The organism is Draconibacterium sp. IB214405 (genome assembly GCF_033963885.1).
In the GTDB taxonomy this organism is placed as follows: domain Bacteria; phylum Bacteroidota; class Bacteroidia; order Bacteroidales; family Prolixibacteraceae; genus Draconibacterium.
The window spans coordinates 107,350-127,604 of record NZ_JAXBMA010000001.1 but is presented as its reverse complement, the minus strand read 5'-3'; the positions used below and the strand labels follow the sequence as shown (position 1 = coordinate 127,604).

Here is a 20,255-nt window from a genome sequence, read left to right as displayed (position 1 = left end):
AGAAACATACGCTGCGATGAAACATACACTTTTGATAGGCATGTCTGTCTTACTATCTCTAACTTTTAGTTCTTGTAAAGATGATGCGTGTGATTGTAACGGTCAACTAATTGGGATGTGGGAAGCTGATGTTTTTATGTCGCTTGAATCAGTTGGATACCCAAAAGATGATAATTACAGTCCGCTTATAGAATTTAAAAGTGACGGAAGCTACGATCTGCTTTTGGATGTAAATGCTTGCGGCGGTGAATATTCTCTGAGTGTAAACGACAGCATTTCTATTTCCTCTCCCGGTTGTACCAAGATTTGTTGCGACAGTGAATTCTCCGTAAAACTTTCGACAATGTTGCCACAGGTTTCAACTTATACAATCACAGGAGATGAACTTCAGTTATCAGTTAGTGGCTGGGGATGGATTGCGCTTAATCGGATTTCAGAGTAATTCTGCCAGACTCAATTTTTCTTTCAATTGCACTCCTTTTTCCGTTTCCTGAACAGTAGCACATTCCGTATAATAATCGTGTTCAAAAAATAAAACGTAATTCTTTTTAGCAGCCTCTTTCAGAAATTTTTCCTTCTCTTCCATCACCTGTGCCGGATCGAGATCGTATGCTGAAATCCACAGCATCGGAATGTTTGCAGCCGTTGGAACAAGGTCGGAAGTGTAAATAAACGAATGCTTTTTTGTATGAAGGATGGGCAGCATTTGACCTGGAGTGTGCCCGTTAAACATTCGAATTTCAAAACCCGGAAAAAGTTCTCCTTCTTTTTCAATCAGTTGTAATTTACCCGATTCCATCAAAAAATCAAGAATGGGACGATGATAGGCAGCCCGCTCTCTTGGATTAGATATTTTAGCATGTTCCCACTGTGTTTTACTGCTCCACATAGTAGCATTCGGAAACACAAGTTCCAACTTCCCGTCAACGGTTTTAACTGCTCCGGTACAATGATCCCAATGCAGATGGGTAAAGAATACATCCGTAATGTCTTCGGTACTGTAGCCTTTTTCTTTCAACGAACTTACCATTTCAGTTACAGAAGTTACCCCCATATTTTTAAAATGTTTTTCGGGGTAATGGTTTCCAATGCCGGTTTCGATAAGAATCTTGCGATCGCCCGTTTCTACCAACAGACAAAGCAAGTTGAGTTTGGTAAAATTATTCTCGTCGCAAGGGTAAACCTTGTTCCACAATACTTTTGGGATAGCGCCGAAAAGTGCGCCACCATCACAATGAAAATTACCGGCAGATACTGGAATAAGCTTCATAAAAAAGAGTTTGAAGTGGGAAACGGGGAGCACGAAGTAACTTGCAACCCTTTCCAACTTTGTTAAGGCTGCAAAAATAGTTGATTTTAAAAGGGTGCAAGACCATAGCGCTGCTGAAAAGCCGAATCTAACGAAAAGTTCATAACATGGTCGACCACGCCGGTGTAATCTTTTATGCCGGATTTAATGTTGTTGTGTTTCAGATAGGCATCGTTCAGTTTCGAAGCCGTTTTGTCCATTGTTGCATTACGCAATTTATTCCAATGATCGCGTACGGTTTTGATATCAGCTTTTACTTCAGGGGATATTTGTTCAGCCAGCGATTTGTATTCTTCTAATCCGTATGCTTGTCGCATAAAATGAAGTAAAATGAACAAGTTGCCGGAGTACCTTACCTGTTGCGACGAGCTGTTCGAACAGACCAACCACGAGTAAAAATTGGCTTCAGCTTCACTCGTAACTCCAAGCTGGTGGGCTTTTTCGTGTGCCAGGACATAAGGGTATTCAATGGGCAAAACCAATTTATTTACGTGTACTTCGTTAAAAAAGGGTCCAAAATAACCGGAGATACCTGTTTTAGCATAAAAGCCGCTGATGGTGATTTTCTTGTCCTTGCGTTTTCCCATCGGGTAGTCGAAATTCAGGGCCGGTGCAAGGTTTTTATAGCATGTTTCAATTAGTGAGTCAGTAAGGTTTTTGTCGAGGATGTCGAAGGAACAATGCAGGGCATTAACATTCTGAATGTATTGTCGTAGAAATTGCACAAACTCTTCCGTGTTGGGATTTCGATCCTTTATTCCAAGTCTCTCTTGCAATGGCGATCGATAATAATTGAAGCCCCAAAGCAGATAAAACAGAATATATACAGTGGCAAGAATATTCAATAAAATCTTTCCGGCGACTATTAACCTGAGCTTTTTAAACAGTATAAAAACAAGCAGAAAAAGAGGGGTTACTATCAATATAAAATAGAATAAGTCGTCGAGTGAAAATCTAAAAACAGATGTGATTGTTGAAAGCACGGACGCTATTACCGGGTAAATTCTGTTGGAATAAACTGTCTCAGCAAGCGTTGGAAATTGTTTCAAAAAAAGTGTAATCAAAAAAATGATTACGGCTGTGGCAGGTATATACAGCCATTTGTATTTTCTTTTTGCTCTCAACTTTTTGCAGTAAAGATACAGTATCGTTTTGTAACGACTAAAACTTATTTTTTCGCTTAATATTAAATCTTTTTGATCGTAATATCTCAATTATGAAATACATTTGTTATAATTGTTTTCAATTTAAAATCAAAAATATTTATGATGATTAAGGCACGCACTTTTATGCTAATGGTTGGGGGACTGTTGGCAGTTTTAACCGGATGTTCAGAAGGAAAAGATGAAAGTCCTATGGCAGTACATAAACGCATAATAACCATTGATACGCACTGCGATACGCCAATGGCGCTACTCGAGGGCGGTTTGGATGTTGGTAAAAGAAATGAAGCACCGGGAAGTCTGGTAGATTTTCCGCGTATGGAAGAAGGTGGTTTGGATGCCATATTTTTTGCAGCTTTTACCGGCCAAAAACCACGAACTGAGGAAAATACGCAGAATGCCTATGAAATGGCAAATAAAATGATTGAGAAAACATACGAGGTATGTGAAACTTACAGCGAGATGGCCGAAGTGGCAACAACACCTGAAGATGTTGTTCGACTTGAGAAAGAAGGGAAACGAGCTATTTATATTGGAATGGAAAATGGATTTCCGTTGGGTCAGGAACTCGGACGTGTTGGGGAGTTCTATACTAAAGGTGTTCGTTATATCACGTTGTGTCACTCGTCGAATAACGATGTTTGCGACTCGTCAACCGACAAAAACGGACCGGAGCACGATGGTTTAAGTCCTTTTGGAAAAGAGGTTGTGAAAGAAATGAATCGTTTGGGTATGCTGATTGATGTTTCGCATATTTCCGACAAATCGTTTTACGACGTGGTAGAATTAAGCAAGGTTCCAGTTTTCGCTTCACACTCGAGTGTGCGTGCTATTGCGCATCATAACCGAAACATGAACGACGATATGATTAAAGCATTAGCCAAAAACGGTGGTGTTATTCAAATTTGTCTGCTCGATAGTTACATTAAAGATCCTGATACAACCACTATTCGTTACCAAAAAGAACAGGAGCTTCGTAAAACTTATATGGCTCGTTACGAAATGATGACAGATCAGGAGAAAGACGAATTCAGACAAGAAAGGAAACTTCTAAACGAAAAATATCCAAAACAATTACCAACAGTTGCTGATTGTGTAGATCATATAGACCACATTAAAAATTTGGTTGGTATTGATTATGTAGGTATTGGTTCGGACTTTGACGGTGGCGGCGGATTAGCTGATTGTGCCGACGTTAGCCAGATGCCAAATATTACTGCAGAAATGCTGAAACGCGGTTATACAGAAGAAGAGATCGCTAAAGTGTGGGGCGGAAACTTCCTTCGTGTTTTTGCCGAAGTAGTGAAAAATTCATCTTCAAGTTAATATGCTGAAGTAAGTTTTATATCAATAAATATTTAACCTCCTTGTTTAAAGTGTTGTAAATCACAAGTTAAAGTGATTTGCAACACTTTTTTTATATGACTGCACATATTTTATTGTTTTATAAGAGGTAACCCTGGACAATCAGTAAAATTATTATTGTGTCCCTTTGAGTTATTAACAATTCCCACAATGGGACTATTAACATATCGTGTTCCTGAAATGCCTGAATTCTTTGGGTATTTGTGAATATCTTTTTCAGTGGCATTTGGTTGTATTTGTTAATAAAATGTCGTAGTTTGCCATAGTTGTAAAGAGAAAATTTGTATCGTCATTAAAAGAATTGTTGTATTAGGGATATTTGTCTTGCTAATATCACTGCGGTGTGGTGCACAACAAGATCCTATTTTTACCTCTTATATGTATAATGGTCAGATTATTAATCCGGCTTATGCGGGTATTTGGGAGAAGATAGGTTTCACCACATTAGTAAGAAAACAGTGGGCCGGAATTAACCGTTCGCCCCTTACTGAATACATTTCATTTCACTCACCTTTAAAAAACGAAGCTGTTGGTGTTGGTCTCAACATCATGAACGACAATTTTGGTCTCGAACAGCGTTTAACCATACTCGGAGATTATGCCTATGAGGTTTATCTATCGCGAAGAACACGTATGCGAATGGGTGTAAAATTTGGGTTTACCAATTATAAGAATCCGCTTACCGAATATGAATTATATCCCGACGATAAGTACGACAGGGCTTTTGAGGAAGATGTCGATTTAAAATTTTTACCGAATTTTGGTTTCGGAATATTTATTTACCAGGATTATTTTTATGCCGGATTTTCTATACCAAAGATCGTTGAGAACGATCTGAAGGAGAATTTCCACAACTACTCTACCAGTGCCGAGGTTCGCACCATTTACCTGAATGGTGGTTACGTACTTCCGGTCGATCCTTTCAATTATATTGTTTTCAAACCCACTATTCTGGTAAAGGCAACCTGGGGAACTCCCTTGCAGGTTGATCTTGCTGCAAACTTTATGATTCGCGAAAAGCTGTGGCTTGGCATTTTGGGGCGAACCGGTGGTGCTATCTGTTTTACAGGCAACTGGATGTTCAGTAATAAGTTCAGAGTAGGATTTGCAATGGATATTACAACAAACGATATATACCCGTATCAGAACGGAACTTACGAGTTTACTTTCGGTTTTGATATGGACTTTTTTGGACGTAGCTATTTAAGGTCCAGATACTTTTAATGACGATGGACACAATTACAAACCCGAAAAATTGATTGTGTAACGAAAAATGAGATTTATGTAGCAGAAATACAAAAAGACAAGACCTGAAAAAACAAAGAATTGTTAAGTGACCAAATCGAAACATAACCAGAATTTTAAAACAGTACTATTATTGTTAGCTGTTTTATTATGTTTTACAGAAGTCGACGCTGTAAGAGGTGAGGAATACGCCTCATTAACTCCGGCGAAGAATTCTGTATGGGGTAATGTTTCAACCCAAACTTCTAATCATTTACTTTCATCTATCTCGGACAAAAATGTTATTCAAGACGATACAACAGGCATAAGCTGTCTGGAAGATATTACCACATATACCGATTTAAATTCGTGTGTTGCAGTTATCAGCACGGGATTAGATCTGGACGATCCGAAAAAACTAATTTCCTCCCTTTCGTGGGAAATGACTGGTGCGACTGAAGCATCTGCAAACGGCTCCGGCATTAATCAGATTGGCAGTTATTCTTTTAACGAGGGTACAACAGTAATTACCTATAGCGGTGCAACTCTTTACAACAACTCAATTTTCTGCACTTTTACGGTTACTGTTTCCGATAACCAGGTACCACGCCTCGAAAATCCTCAGGAAGATATAATTGTCAGATCTGATGCCGGAGACTGTTATGCATTTGTTAGCTGGGCGAAACCGATAGTTAGCGATAACTGTGCCAGCCCAAGCCAGATTCTTGTGACAGGCAGTCACGAACCGGGCACGTCATTCCCGGTGGGAACAACAGTGGTGAGCTACTCCATTAACGATGGTATTGAATACAACGATGTAGAGCACAGCTTTACCGTAACCGTTGTTGATGAAGAGTTGCCTGAAATTTTTGCCCCGCAAGCTGTAACAGTTAATTGTGGAGAAACCATACCCGATGCTTTTACAACCTGGCAACAATTTACCGATGCCGGAGGAATGGCTTTCGACAATTGCAATATCGATTTTAGCAGTTTTAAGTACGAGGGACAGAAAAGTTCCGGCATACGTTGTCCGTACACCATTACCCGAACCTACAGTGTTGCCGATGGTGAAGGAAATATTGCTGAGGTTGCGCATTCTATTTATGTAGGTGAGGAAGTGGGAGAAGAAGAGCAGGAAACACCGGTTGTATTGAAATCTGCAATGACTGTTTGTACTGCTATTACAGGTAATTGGAATGATGCATCAACCTGGAGTTGTGGAGTTATTCCGAGTTCGACAGATAGTGTAGTAATTCCAAACGGCGTGACCGTTACCATTGATGCCGCAGCCGAGTGTAGTAATATTTTGATTGAAACAGGAGGCGAATTAAATCATGGCTCCGATCTCGCTACAACGCTGCAGGTGTATGGAGATTGGACTAATAACGGTACTTATGATAGTGGAAATAACGGAGTAATTGAATTTACGGGAAGTTCTAATACTACAGTAGGCGGAAGTTCAATCACCGTATTTAAAGAATTCACTTTAAACAAAACCACTTCGTCAAATACGCTAACGCTAACTGGAGATATTCAAATATACCAAACTACTAGTTCGGATGTACAGTTGACTTCAGGAACCTTGGTGATAGGAACAGGAACCAGTGTTGATTTTACCGGAAATGCCGGATTTACAATTGGAACAAACGCCGAAATTTTTGTGAATGGAGGAGCGTTCAAAACCGGTAATTACACTGTTGCCAACAATGGTACCTTTAGGATTGACGATGGTACTGCCAATTTTGGAACAAATACTGGAAATAGTTTTGATGTTAACAGCACAGGTACTTTTGAAATGAATGGAGGTACGGTGGATGTGGCAGGAAGATTGGTAGTTTCGGGAGGAACATTCAATATAACCGACGGTACGTTAAACTTAAATACGGTTGGACACAACAGTGGGAGCGAAGCAGTTTTGGATTTAAGTCCGGAAGCCGATTTTAACATGACCGGAGGTGTAATTAACTTCTTAAATCCAAGTACCGCAGGTTTTTATGACGTGAATATTGAAGATGGAAGCGGGACTAAAACGATATCTGGTGGGAGTTTTAATTTTGGTGATGGATCTTCTTCAGATGCATTTCGAATGGCGAGTGAGATTGGATTCCCAGATTATACCATTGCCAATAATGCCAGTCTTAGCTTAATTGTTCCTATAAGCGCTAATGGCACTTATACATTTCCTTTGGATGATGGCTCGGGTGGCACAATATTGGTAACCATTGTCCTTACTTCTTATTCACCTTCTACATACCCGTTTATTGAGGTTAAAACATTTGATGAAATACATCCGCAAAATGCGAACACTTCAAATTATTTAGATCGATACTGGACGGTTGTATTTAATGATATCTCAGGTCCGTCCTATAGTATTAGTGCTGAGTACCTGTCAGGAGACATTGCAAATTCCGCGACCGATCTAATTGTCGGAAATTACAACTCAAGTTGGAGCGAAATAAGCGGAGCTACGGTCTCAGGGAATACCGTTTCATTCACTTCTTCATTAACGGATTTGTCTTTCACAGTGTTGGAAGAACCAACGGTTACAATTAGCAATACTGATCCCGAAGTTATTTGTGATGGCGGTTCTGTAACGTTAAATACAACTGCAAATGGTGCTTCAACGTTGACATATTCCTGGAGTCCGGCAACCTACCTAAATAATGCCAGTAGTTCGACCCCGGTAGCAACTCCGCCTGCCAGCCCATCAGATCAAATAACTTATTATACTTATGAAGTTACCGTTACAGATGCTAATAACATATCAGTAAGTGATACGATTGATATAACAGTTAACCCATTACCAACAGTAACTGCTCCTTCTGATGTTTGTGTAAACGAAAACGAAACATTAAGCCCAACAACAGGAGGAACTTGGGTAAGTAGCAATGATGCGATAGCAACAGTAACCAATGGCGGAATCATTACAGGTGTTTCATCTGGTTCGGTAACATTTACTTTCACAGAAACTGCAACCGGATGTTCAAAGACGACTTCCACAGTAACCGTAAATCCGCAGCCGGCTGCAACAATAACTGGTAATAATAGCGATATCTGTTTTGGAGACGATGCAGAGTTTTATTTAAGTGGAACAGCAGATGCGAGAGTTTATTATAAGATCAACAGCGGATCAAGTCAATATGCTGATCTCGACGGATCAGGCTTGGCAACTGTATCGGTTAGCGGAGTAACTACTAATCAAACAATCAGTCTCGATAGTGTTGTAAACAGTATAACCGGTTGTAGTAAGACCATAAGTGAAACTTCTACTGTTACGGTCAATTCAAAACCGTCAATGACCAGTTCAAACACTGTTACCATTTGCAGCGAAGAAGCTGTTAACTTAACTTTAAACAGCGATCTTTCTTCCACCTACACCTGGATTGCAGCATCGGACAATCCTGATGTTTTTGGGGAAAGCCTCAATGAACAAACGGGGTCAACCATTACAGATAATCTGACAATAAGTACAACCTCATATGATGTACAAACCATTACTTATTATGTAATTCCAACTTCTGATGTTGGCAGTTGTGCAGGCGATACCCAAACAGTAATTGTTACAGTTAATCCGATTATCAGCCCATACGTTCAGATTACAATTGATGGTAGTGCGAGCATTTGTGAGGGAGAACTTGCAACGTTTACATCGGTTGTTGATGATACCAGTACATACAATGCCTCTTACCAGTGGAAAATTAACGGAACGGCGGTGTCGGGAGCAACCGGATCAACTTTTAGTTCCACTAGCTTGCAGAATGGTGATGAGGTAACACTTGATGTATGGACATCAACAGCACCCTGTTACGAAACGTCTACTGCTTATGGTTATACCATGACGGTTAATCCAACAGTAGTACCATATATCAACATTCTGGAATCAGATAATGAAATCTGTGCAGGGACTGAGGTTAGTTTTATTTCTGAACCTCATGAGGAAGGATCAAATCCGTCTTATCAGTGGCAGATCAGTAACGATAATTCAAACTGGACGGATTATTCGGGTGCAAACAGCTCAACTTTTGCTATTGATACCTTGACTTCAGGGCCAAGGTATTTCCGTATACTGTTAACTTCAAGTGCCCAGTGTGCCAGCCCGGTTGATACGGTTAGTCCATCCGTAGAAATCAATGTTAATCCGGTTCTCGACCCATCAGTAACCATAACATCAAATCCTGATACGGCAGTTTGCCCGGGAACAATTATTCAGTTTACTGCAACAGCAACCAACCAGGGTAATAACCCTTCTTATCAGTGGAAACTTAATGGTAGTAATGTTGGTAGTAACCTTCCGACTTATTCAAGTGCAACGCTGGTTGATGGTGATGAGGTTTGGGTAGTACTAACTTCTAATATTGATTGTCCGGTTAACAACCCGGTAAACAGCGATACCATTAATGTTCTTGTTAAACCGGGAACACCTTCTATCCCGGGAACTATCGACGGCGATATACAGGTTTGTGCCGATGATACTTTGATGTACACCATTGCTCCGGTTACCGATGCAACTAGCTACAATTGGTCGGTTAGCGGAACAAACTGGAATATTATTTCCGGCGATGGAAGCGATACGGTTTATATTGCAACAGGTGATCCTGAAACCAATGCAGTAATTTCGGTAACAGCAGAAAACGATTGTGGAGTAAGTGCTGCACAAAGTCTGGCCGTTGCTGTTTACTCCATTTCTGAGCCGGCAACAGGCATCAATGTAACGAATAATAACACTTGTTTCGGTACGGCAAAAATATTAGCAGTAAGTGGTGGTGCCTTAGGAAAAAATGCAAGCTGGAACTGGTACACTGATGACTGTGGTACATCACCGGCAGGAACCGGAACAACGATTACGGTAGATCCGCCGGCCGGAGATACAGTTACCTATTATGTTCGTGCCGAAGGACTTTGTAATACTACAGAATGTGTATCGGTTGACGTAATTGTTAATCCTGCGACACCGCCAGTTCCGGGAGCAATTACAGGGAATACAACTGTTTGTCCCGGAGAAACCGAAACTTATTATATTAATTCGGTTGAGGATGCAAATTCATATGCCTGGAGTATCCCTGGTGGTTGGGCGATCGTTTCCGGACAGGGCGATACCTTGATAACAGTAATAACAGGAGAGGCAGGTCAAAACGGAAATGTTTCAGTTACTGCTAAAAACGATTGTGGAACAAGTGTCGCTTCAACGCTTGCTGTTACTGTTGATCCGGGGCAACCAGCCGATCCGGGGCCGATATCAGGAACAGAAGTGCTTTGTTCCGGAAGCAGCGATACTTATTCCATCGATGCGATTACCGATGCCACCAAATACAATTGGGGTGTTCCGTCAGACTGGAGCATTGCAGGAATTGATACAACAAATTCAGTAACTGTAGTTGCCGGAACAGGTGATGGGTATATTTATGTAACAGCCGAAAACAGTTGCGGCGAAACTGATACCAGCTGGTTATGGGTTTCTGCAGAGAATGCTCTGACGCTTAGTGCTCCGGATACCATTGTTGGAGAATATACAGCGATTTGCCCGCCTCAAAGCTCCTATTATTTTACAAATACGGTTTCGGGTGCTGATGGTTATATCTGGACAGTGCCGGATGGGTGGAACATTCGCAGTGGACAAGGCTCTGAGATGATTGATGTAGATGTTGAAGGTGGTGCTTCAAGCGGATATGTTACAGTAAGTGCTTATAACGTATGCGATACCAGTGTCGCCTATTCACTTCATGTTTCTGTGGATAGTACTGGAATTATTGAGGCCGGACCAGACCAATATGTATGCGAAGACATTGTGCAGGTTTACATGCAGGGAAGTATTGGTGGAGCGATTGATTCGAAACAGGATTGGGACTGGGAGTCGGTGAATTATCCGGAAACAAATAAAATACACTATTTCGATGATCCGGACTCTCCAACTTCGTTGTTTGATTTCCCCGAAGGGCTGGTAGCTGGTGATTCGATTGTTATCAGAATGTATTCTGCAAATACAGTTGGAGGTTGTGGAGTACTTTCAGATACGATGAAGATTTTTATTATCGCTTATCCGGATGCGACCATTGCACCAGACACGGTCTGTGAAGGCGAATCAGCAACACTTACCATTACAGCTACTCCAAATACAAGGGTAACTTATGTAGTTGGTTTTGATGATCAGGGGACGGTCGATGTGGGGGAAGACGGAACTGCAACCATCGTAACCGGGCCAATAACAGAGAATACAACCTACGAGCTGATGCGTATTGGGTATATTCCTGGAACTTATGGTACAGAAACCTGTATTTACTCTATTTTCGAAGCAGCCGAAATTGTTGTAAACTATCTTCCAACTGTGGAGGCCGGAGACGATCGGATCATTTGCTCTAATAATTCAGAAATACAACTTGATGGATCAGTTACCGGATCAGTTACTACCGGTTATTGGAGTGGTGGAGCGGGTACCTACTCAACCGACAGCACAGATTTGACCGCAATATATACACCAACCCAGGAAGAAATTGATGCCGGATTCTTATCACTTATTCTTACCAGCACAGAAACCGGCGGACCTTGTGAAAAAGTTTCCGACCAGGTTGATTTTACGTTCGATCAGGCACCGATTGTAAATGCAGGATTGGATGATACCATCTGTTCAAATAACATCGCATTACTGGCCGGTTCGTTTGGTGGTTCTGCAACTTCTGCAAGCTGGAGTTCTTCCGGTGATGGTACATTTGATGACAATACAAAAACTACAGCAGTGTATACACCCGGCGTGGCCGACAGCACAGCAGGATGGGTTTATCTGATTTACACAACCAACAATCCGGGGACATCGTGCGGTGCTATAGCTGATACTTTAACATTAACTATTGAACCCGCAGCATATGTGGATGCCGGAGAGGAGCAAACGATTTGTGCCAGTTCAACCGTAATACTCAGCGGATCGATTGGCGGATCGACAACTTCTGCAACCTGGAGTGGTGGTACCGGAACATTTAGCGATGTTACTGATTTACTAGCAGAATACACACCTAGTGCTGCCGATACTGCTGCCGGTTCGGTTACGCTTACTTTAAATTCTGACGATCCTGCCGGAATATGTGGAACTGTTTCTGATCAGGTAATCATTACCATCAATCCTGAGGTTGTGGTAGAAGCAGGAATTCCACAGCAGATATGTTATGGTTCTTCAATTGTTTTGGAAGGAACTATTAGCGGCGCCGTTTCTTCGGGAATCTGGACGAACGGAAGCGGAACATTCTCTGATGCTACTGATTTGGGTGCCACCTTTACGCCATCAGTAAGTGATACTACCATTTTATTGATTTTAACCTCCGACGATCCGGGAACGGAGTGTGGAGTAGTTTCCGATACAATGGAATTACGTATCGATCCGGAACCTTATATCTATGCGGGTAGCGATACCATGATTTGCGAAGATGGAATAGCTCAATTAAACGGAGCTGTGGAAGCCGGTTATTCAGGAACCTGGACTACTAACGGTGCAGGAACATTCTCAAGTAGTACTTCGCCAACTGCGACTTATATACCGGGTAGCGGAGATGTTTATAACGAGACGGTAATTATTGTTTACACCACCAACGAGGTTTCAGGGGAGTGTGGTGTGGTTAGCGACACCATGATTCTTACCGTTAAGGAAACCATCGAAATTACCACACAGCCTAAAAATACCGGGGTTTGTGCGCTGCATGATACGTCCATTTTTGTAAATGTGGTCGGTGATGATCTTAGCTATCAGTGGTACTATGCCGACGGAACTGCTGTAAGCGATAACGCATTTATATCGGGAGCACAAACAGCTGCTCTGAATTTTCACGATGCAACATCAACCTACGAAGGTGGCTATTATGTGGAAATAAGCAGTCCAACGGCATGTGGTTCTGCTACTTCTGACACCGTTACGTTAAACGTTGATCAGGAGATTGAAGTAATAACTCCACTGTCGTCTGATACCGTTTGTGTTGGTGATAATCTGACGTTCTCTATTTTGGCAGAACCTGGAGGTGAGCTTGCTTTCCAATGGTATAAAGGAATAAATCCAATTACCGATTCAACAAGAAATGAGTTGGTTCTCAATAACGTAAGTATGGCTGATGCAGGAAGTTATTCAGTTTATATCAGCGGAATGCAAGGGTATACTTGCGAAGGGCAGACATCAACATCCGGCGAACTAGTTGTTATTGAAGATGCTACAATTACTCCGATAGATGCAGAACGTATTTTCTGTATGAATATTTCGGACGTAAGCATAAAATATTCTATTGATGGCGGTGCAGACGATGTTAGCGTTCCTTCGGTAGATCTTCCTCCAGGACTTACAGGAAGTTTTAATGCCGACTCGATGGAATATGAAATCTCCGGTATCCCAACAGCCTCCGGAGAGTTCATATTTACAGTAAGTACGTCAGGATTTTGTGTACAGGATCAGTATGAAGATACCATCATCATAAATCCTGAATTAACAGCAGCGGTTATTACCATTGATAATCCTGATATCTGTTACAACGAAGTTCCAGATCCTGTTTATATTGCAACAATGCCTCAGGGAGGATCAGAGCCTTATAGCTACCAATGGCAAGACAGTACGGCGGGAAGTTCCTGGGCAGATTATACCGGAACGGGAACAAGTACCAGTATAGATCCTCCGGCGTTGACTGACACAACTTATTACCGGATTATTATTACTGACAATGGAATACCTTCCTGTGGTTCGGTAACTAGCAATGTTGTGGCTGTTTATCCATTCGACGATACTCCGCCAACTTTTACTGTTCCTACTGATAAGCAACGCGAAGCAGGTGAAAACTGTATAGCTTTTGTTGATTCGGTTAGTACAGGTAGCCCAAGCAATCTTTATGATAATTGTACCGATATAGCAGATCTGATTATTTCACATTTCGATCACGATACCGCAGTTGTTGGGTGCAACTTTAGTTTTATGCGTACCTGGAGGGTGGTAGATGAAGCGGGCAATGTGGCGTTGGATACCCAGCTAATAACAGTGGTTGACAATACTCCACCTGTTATTGCATCAAGGGCTGTTAACCGGGTGATTGATTGTGGCGTAAGTACACATCCCGATGATTTAGGATGGTCAATTTTTACCGATAACTGCGACGATGACGTAACAGTTACTTATTATGATGAAGCATTCCCTGGTAGTTGTGCAGGTGATTCAACCATTTATCGTTATTGGATAGGTACCGATGATTGTGGCAATGCTGATACAGCATCTACAGCAACAGTAATAACCATTAGCGATATATCACCACCGGTAGTATACGATGAACAAGATATGCGAATCGACTGTGTGTCTGATCTGCCGGAGGGCTGGCAAATACCTGCCTTTGGAATTGCAGATGCCTGTAGTGATTCTTTTACAATTGAACTGGTTGATGAATATGCATGGGGTATCGATGATGTTTCGGGTTATTGCCCATATAAAGTTGACCGGACTTGGAGGGTTAGAGACGAATGTGGTAATGATACTACTTTTGTACAAAATATTATAATAACGCAGGCGGATACCTGTGCTGCCTGTAAAGAATGTCTGTATGATAATACCTATAACTGGGCTGATCTCACAGGAGATGCCGATTCAACGATTACCTTTTATAATGTTGTAAAACGAGATAAATGTTGTGGTGCAGAAAATCAACCGGGTGGAGATAACCTTTACTGTGCTTCTTTTAATATAAAAATTGATCCTTATGCCATCGGTGTTGAAATCATTACTTCTGATGTTACTCCTCCGGGACAGTCGTGGAAAGTTGATTGTGAAGATGTTGACGGAGGGGAAGTGGTTTGTATTGAACCGGGACGTTTCCATTTATTTACTTTCTGTAAACATGCCGAGTCGGACGAACCTCAGAATAATGATTATACCTTCCGTTCAATTAGCGGTTTGCTTGAGGGTGGCGATATTGAAACCCGTGAGGAGTGTGATAGGCTACTTGAAGTGGAAGGAACTTTCGAAAGTGTTACCTGGACCAGTGTTTATCCGGGAAATCCTGGAGATTACGACCATTTATTAACACACATAGATGCAGCAGATACCATCGTGTATTTTAATGCTGAGCCCGGTTCTCCATCTCATATTCAGTATCAGGTTTGTGGTCAATTGTCTCAGTCGTTGTGTTTTACCGATGTTGACGGTTGGATTTGCGATACTCTGGATGTGTATGTTCACGAAGCCATTAGTTTAGATCTGAATGTAAATCCCGATCTTATTTGTGAAGACAGTGTACCAACGATTACCCCAACGATTTATCCTGCAGGAACATATTCGTTAGAATGGTACAGTGGACCGAATGCTACAGGAACCTATCTGGGAACAGGATCTTCCTTTATCCCGGAAAACACCGGAACTTATTCGGTAGTGGTTACTGACCTGGTATATAATTTTGGATGTAATACCGATACCATTAATTTTCCGATGAGTTACGACTATACAGGACCAACCATTAAGAATACACCACCGACTTTGTATTTGAGTTGTAATGATCCTGATTATGATGATATTATTTATGAATGGCTGGAATCGCCTTACGCAGAGTATGTAAATGCAGATGGTGATACTGTCGAAGCACAGGTGAACTACGATTATTATAAAGCAGAAGGAGATGGACCGGTAACCATGATCTGTGGCGATACGGTACGAGTGCAGTTTACAGCTATGGATCAGTGTTCTAATGATACAATCGAATATTCATATATTGTGGTTATTGATACCACCTTACCTGTTTTAACTCCAGCAATCGATTCTATAATTCAGTGTTCAACAACTGATCCTGATCAGGATCCGGGCTTCCTGTCATGGTTGGCCAACCATGGTGGAGCTACCGCAAGTGATCTTTGCGATCCTGACCTGGAGTGGTCGGCAGATACTGCCTTAACGGATTGGACTTGGGATCCGGCAAATAACGAGCGAACAGTTACCTTCTACGTGATGGATGACTGTGGTAATATTGATTCCACAACGGCAACATTCTCTATTGTTGATACAGTTCCTCCGGTATTACATTGCCCAGGGGATTTTGCGGATGAAATTGGAGCCGACAGCTGTTCGCTTACCGGATTAACGATGGACACGGTTTGGGCAGAAGACGATTGTTCGGTACCTGAATTAAATTGGACCATTGTCCGACCTGATGGAACTTCTTATACCGGTACTGGTCAGGTTATCAATGAAACATTCGATATAGGAATTTCATACGTTTATTATGAGGCCGTTGACGCTGCAAGTTTAGTGGATACCTGTTCATTCACCGTGTGGATTAAGCACCTCGATATTGATCCGATAGCCTACGATTGTCCGAATGAAGATTTGGTTGAGACTTATGCTGATGCTACAAACTGTGATGCCTATGTCGATTTGGATACAGTGTCGATCTACGATCCGTGTGATGAAATAGATTCTGTATGGAACAATTCGCCGGCAGATGGTGCTACACCAACCAATGCCGATGGGTATTATGAAGTTGGATTAACCACGTTCTACTGGTATATTCATACTACTTCTCAAACACTTGATAGCTGCGAGGTTAATGTTTACGTAATCGATACCACCAAGCCGGTATTTATTGAATGCCCGCTTGATGCAGTAGATAGTTTAATTAATAATGATTGTGATAAGATTTCTGATGAGGTTACGGATCCTGTTATTGGTGGCGACTGTAGTCCACTTATTCTAACTTACGAACTGATTCTTCCGAATGGGAACACAGTAATTGATAGCGGTTTTGCCTCGGGATACCCATTTCCAATCGGTTTAACCCAGGTATACTATACGCTTGCTGATACCTTTGGTAACGAGCTTTATTGCGACCATACCGTGTTAATTAAAGCGGATCTTGATCCGGGTTATAATTACGATTGTCCAGATCCCGGACTGCATGAAGTATGGGCTGATGCAAGCTGTTTGGCTTATGTAAGTCTCGATACAGTTACTATTCTTGATACCTGTGATGCCATCGATTCGGTATGGCATGATTCGCCTGCAATAGGTGCAACGAACGATAACGCCAGCGGCGACTATGAAATTGGGTTAACCACTTTCCATTGGTATATACGCAATTACTCCGGTTCCGTAGATAGTTGTGAAGTGAACGTGATGGTTTACGATACGCTTACGCCATCATTTGATTTCTGTCCGCCTAATGCTATCGACAGTTTGATTAACGATGACTGTGACCTTGTTTCAGACCAGGTTCAGGATCCGATAATTAGCGGTGATTGTAGTCCGCTTTCGCTGACCTATGAACTGATTTTACCAGATAGTACCGTTTATCAGGACAGTGGTTTTGCATCAGGTTATCCTTTCCCGATAGGAACTACCCATGTTTATTATACCTTGGCTGATACGGCAGGTAATGAAGCGTATTGTGATTTTACTGTTTTGGTGAAAGATGATCTTGATCCGGGTTACGATTATCAATGTCCGGATCCGGGGCCTCATGAAGCTTATGCCGACTCATTAAATTGTGTGGCATACGTTGCACTCGATACGCTGGTAGTAACCGATACCTGTGATGCGATAGATTCGGTATGGCATGATTCTCCTGCAATTGGTGCGACAGTCGATGATCCAAGTGGCGATTTCCCAATTGGAGTAACAACCTTCCATTGGTATGTTCGAAACTATTCGAATTTTGTAGCCAGCTGCGAAGTAACCGTAATTGTTTACGATACAATTGCACCTTCATTTACTTATTGTCCGCCAGATGTAGAAGACTCAATTGTTACTGAAGATTGTTACAAAATATCGGATATTGTTGAGGATCCGCAAATTAGCGACGATTGTAGTCCGCTAAGTCTAACTTACGAATTATATCACGAGGGAACCTTCCTGGCAGCTGATAGTGGTTTTGCCAGCAGTTATCCATTCCCGGTTGGTAGAACACAGGTTTATTATACATTGGCAGATTCGGCAGGAAATGAAGTTTACTGCGATCATGAGGTTTGGATTAAACAACCTAACGTGCCCGAAGGACTGTATCAGTGTCCACAACCGGTTTGGGAAGTAGATGCTGCACGCGACAGTTGTGAAGCTTATCTTTCACTCGATACGCTGGCAATTCTTACCAATGTTTGTGATGCACTCGATTCGATTTGGCACAACTCGCCTTACGGAACCGATTCGATGGATGCCAGTGGACTGTATCCAATTGGTACAACCACTTTCTGGTGGTTTATCAGCGATCGGTCGGGTAATGTGGATAGTTGCCAGGTGGATGTAATCGTTAACGATTATATGCCGGAACTCCTGTGTCCTCCGGATACAATAATCCCCGCAGACTGGAACGATACAGTTGCAACCAAAGTAGAGTTGAGACCACCAACTTTCTATGATAACTGTCCGGATTCAACGCTGACATGGCAAACGTGGGGGGCTACTACCTTATCAGGTGGAGATACGGCCATAAATGGAATAAACATACTGCTGTTTCCTGATACATTGAATGTAGGTGTTACCTGGATAGAATATACATTTACCGATCAGCACGGAAATGATACTGTTTGTGCTTATACTGTTACTGTGGTGGCTGCCCCGGTGATTGAATGTCCTCCGGATACTTTGCAGTATGCCAACGACACTTGCGTATTCCCTTACGATCCGGGAGTAGCGGAGTTGCTTGAGGGTGCTACGCCTGTAAACTGGTACTGGACCATGTTTAACGAAGTTGGGGGTATTATTGACCAGGATTCAACAATAGGAGCTACACCATTCCCCGCAACTCCGAATAATGATATTGGAGTTTACGATTTCCCATTGGGAACCACTGAAATTCAATGGATTGCAATAAATGTTTCAGGTTCCGATACCTGTAGTCATTATATTACAGTAATCGACACTACGCCGCCAACCATCTACGAGCTGGATTCGCTCGAAGATTGTATGGAGGTGATTCAGTATGCCATCTATAACTCGGCTGAAGAAGACCTTTATTATCCTGACCGTCCGGATCATATCGTTTTTGAACAAGGAGATACTACACTTGACCTAACTGTAATTGATGAATACGAAGATAACTGTGAATTGAGTTGTCCTGATAGCATAACATGGGTAATCGATTTCTCAGCTTATACCGATCAGCACGGAAATAATGTGCCGGCACAGGATAGTGTGTATTGGGGGGCAGGACAAATTTCAGACTACCCAACCGATATGCAATTCCCTGGAGACGGTACTTATATGGGAGATATAGAACACTGGGTGAGCTACTATGCAACCGACTGTGTAGGAAATACCTCAATGGTTGGCCGAAGACGAATTATTGTTACACCGCGACCAAAAATTGAAAAACTGAATTTCTATTGATGAGAAGAATTAAAGACATAGAACGAAGCATTAGGCACGAAGTCCGAAGACGTGAGACAGAAGCCCGAGGAGTAGAAGTACAACCTTGCTTATATGTTGGCACCTCAACGAAGCCCGAAACTTCACAGGAGGAGAAACATATGTCAATAGCTGAAGAGCTTGTAGCCAGTTGTTTGCAGCTCGAAACTCAGAAGAAATTAACAATAAAATATTATAACTCGCCCTCAAAGAGGATAGCGGGTACGACAAAAAACGCCCATCTTTCTAAGTTAGAAAACATGGGCACAGGAGATAATAAATTTTTCCCATTCTTCCTGATTGAAAAACATGCCATGAACTGCGAACAGTTCTCCCCTTCAGGGGAGATGCCCGCAGGGCAGAGGGGTGGGATAGTAGCTAACAAGAATAAAACAAGTGCCTATGAAACATGACTAAAGCTATGAAATCTTTCTGTCGAACAGAGTAGGCAGAAAGTATGGTTCTGTAAGGGCGACTGATTTCTCCGCCATAAGGCGGACAGGCGGTTGCTCGAGGCTAAAGGGAAACGTGGAGTTTATTTTCTCTACAACAACAAGTATTTTGACGATACAATTAATGAGCGCCACACCTCCTTAAGGCCCGGCCATCTGTATTAGGAAATCAGGGGAATTGCCAAGCATGGCATGCCCCCTTGATTTAGTGATCTAAGACCTCTGGCTTATAAAGCCAAACTGGAACGATTAAAGTTTCAGATAAGTGCAGGCTCTCTTTAAAGGAGAGGGTGAAAAAAAACAACCTCTTCGAAAAGTAGAAGAGGTACTTTGAAATGTTGAACAAACCTAATGTAATAAGGAAATGAATAATTGCTCGAGTAGTATAAGATTCATGTTCTCTGTCAGCT

7 protein-coding genes are annotated in these 20,255 nt (G+C 41.9%); 5 read left to right on the top strand and 2 right to left on the bottom strand.

Translation table 11 applies throughout. The features are described from left to right. Positions 1–16 precede the first annotated feature (16 nt). Positions 17–442 carry an META domain-containing protein gene (locus SLH46_RS00350; RefSeq protein ID WP_320279141.1) on the top strand — a complete coding sequence of 142 codons (426 nt, stop codon included), beginning with the start codon at positions 17–19 and terminating at the stop codon, positions 440–442. Here the strand turns inward: SLH46_RS00350 and SLH46_RS00345 are convergent. After that, positions 434–1,270, bottom strand: coding sequence for an MBL fold metallo-hydrolase (locus tag SLH46_RS00345; RefSeq protein ID WP_320279140.1), 837 nt, complete (start codon positions 1,268–1,270; stop codon positions 434–436). The genes SLH46_RS00350 and SLH46_RS00345 overlap by 9 nt on opposite strands. 86 nt (positions 1,271–1,356) lie before the next feature. Beyond that, positions 1,357–2,358 (bottom strand): DUF3810 domain-containing protein, encoded by a 1,002-nt coding sequence (locus SLH46_RS00340; protein WP_320279139.1) that lies wholly within the window; start codon positions 2,356–2,358, stop codon positions 1,357–1,359. Between the two features lie 216 nt (positions 2,359–2,574). Here SLH46_RS00340 and SLH46_RS00335 point away from each other — a divergent pair, with 216 nt between their 5' ends. The 4 genes from SLH46_RS00335 to SLH46_RS00320 all read left to right on the top strand — a co-directional run bounded on the left by SLH46_RS00335 (position 2,575) and on the right by SLH46_RS00320 (position 19,806). Next, entirely contained in the window at positions 2,575–3,798 is a 1,224-nt protein-coding gene (locus SLH46_RS00335; protein ID WP_320279138.1) for a dipeptidase, read from the top strand. Positions 3,799–4,116: 318 nt separating this feature from the next. Beyond that, a complete protein-coding gene (locus tag SLH46_RS00330; RefSeq protein ID WP_320280362.1) occupies positions 4,117–5,061 on the top strand; it encodes a PorP/SprF family type IX secretion system membrane protein in 945 nt (314 codons plus the stop codon). A 109-nt stretch (positions 5,062–5,170) separates the two neighbouring features. Then, a complete protein-coding gene (locus SLH46_RS00325; protein WP_320279137.1) occupies positions 5,171–19,375 on the top strand; it encodes an HYR domain-containing protein in 14,205 nt (4,734 codons plus the stop codon). Further along, positions 19,375–19,806, top strand: coding sequence for a hypothetical protein (locus SLH46_RS00320; RefSeq protein ID WP_320279136.1), 432 nt, complete (start codon positions 19,375–19,377; stop codon positions 19,804–19,806). Before SLH46_RS00325 ends, SLH46_RS00320 begins: the two co-directional genes overlap by 1 nt. The last annotated feature ends 449 nt before the right edge of the window (positions 19,807–20,255 follow it).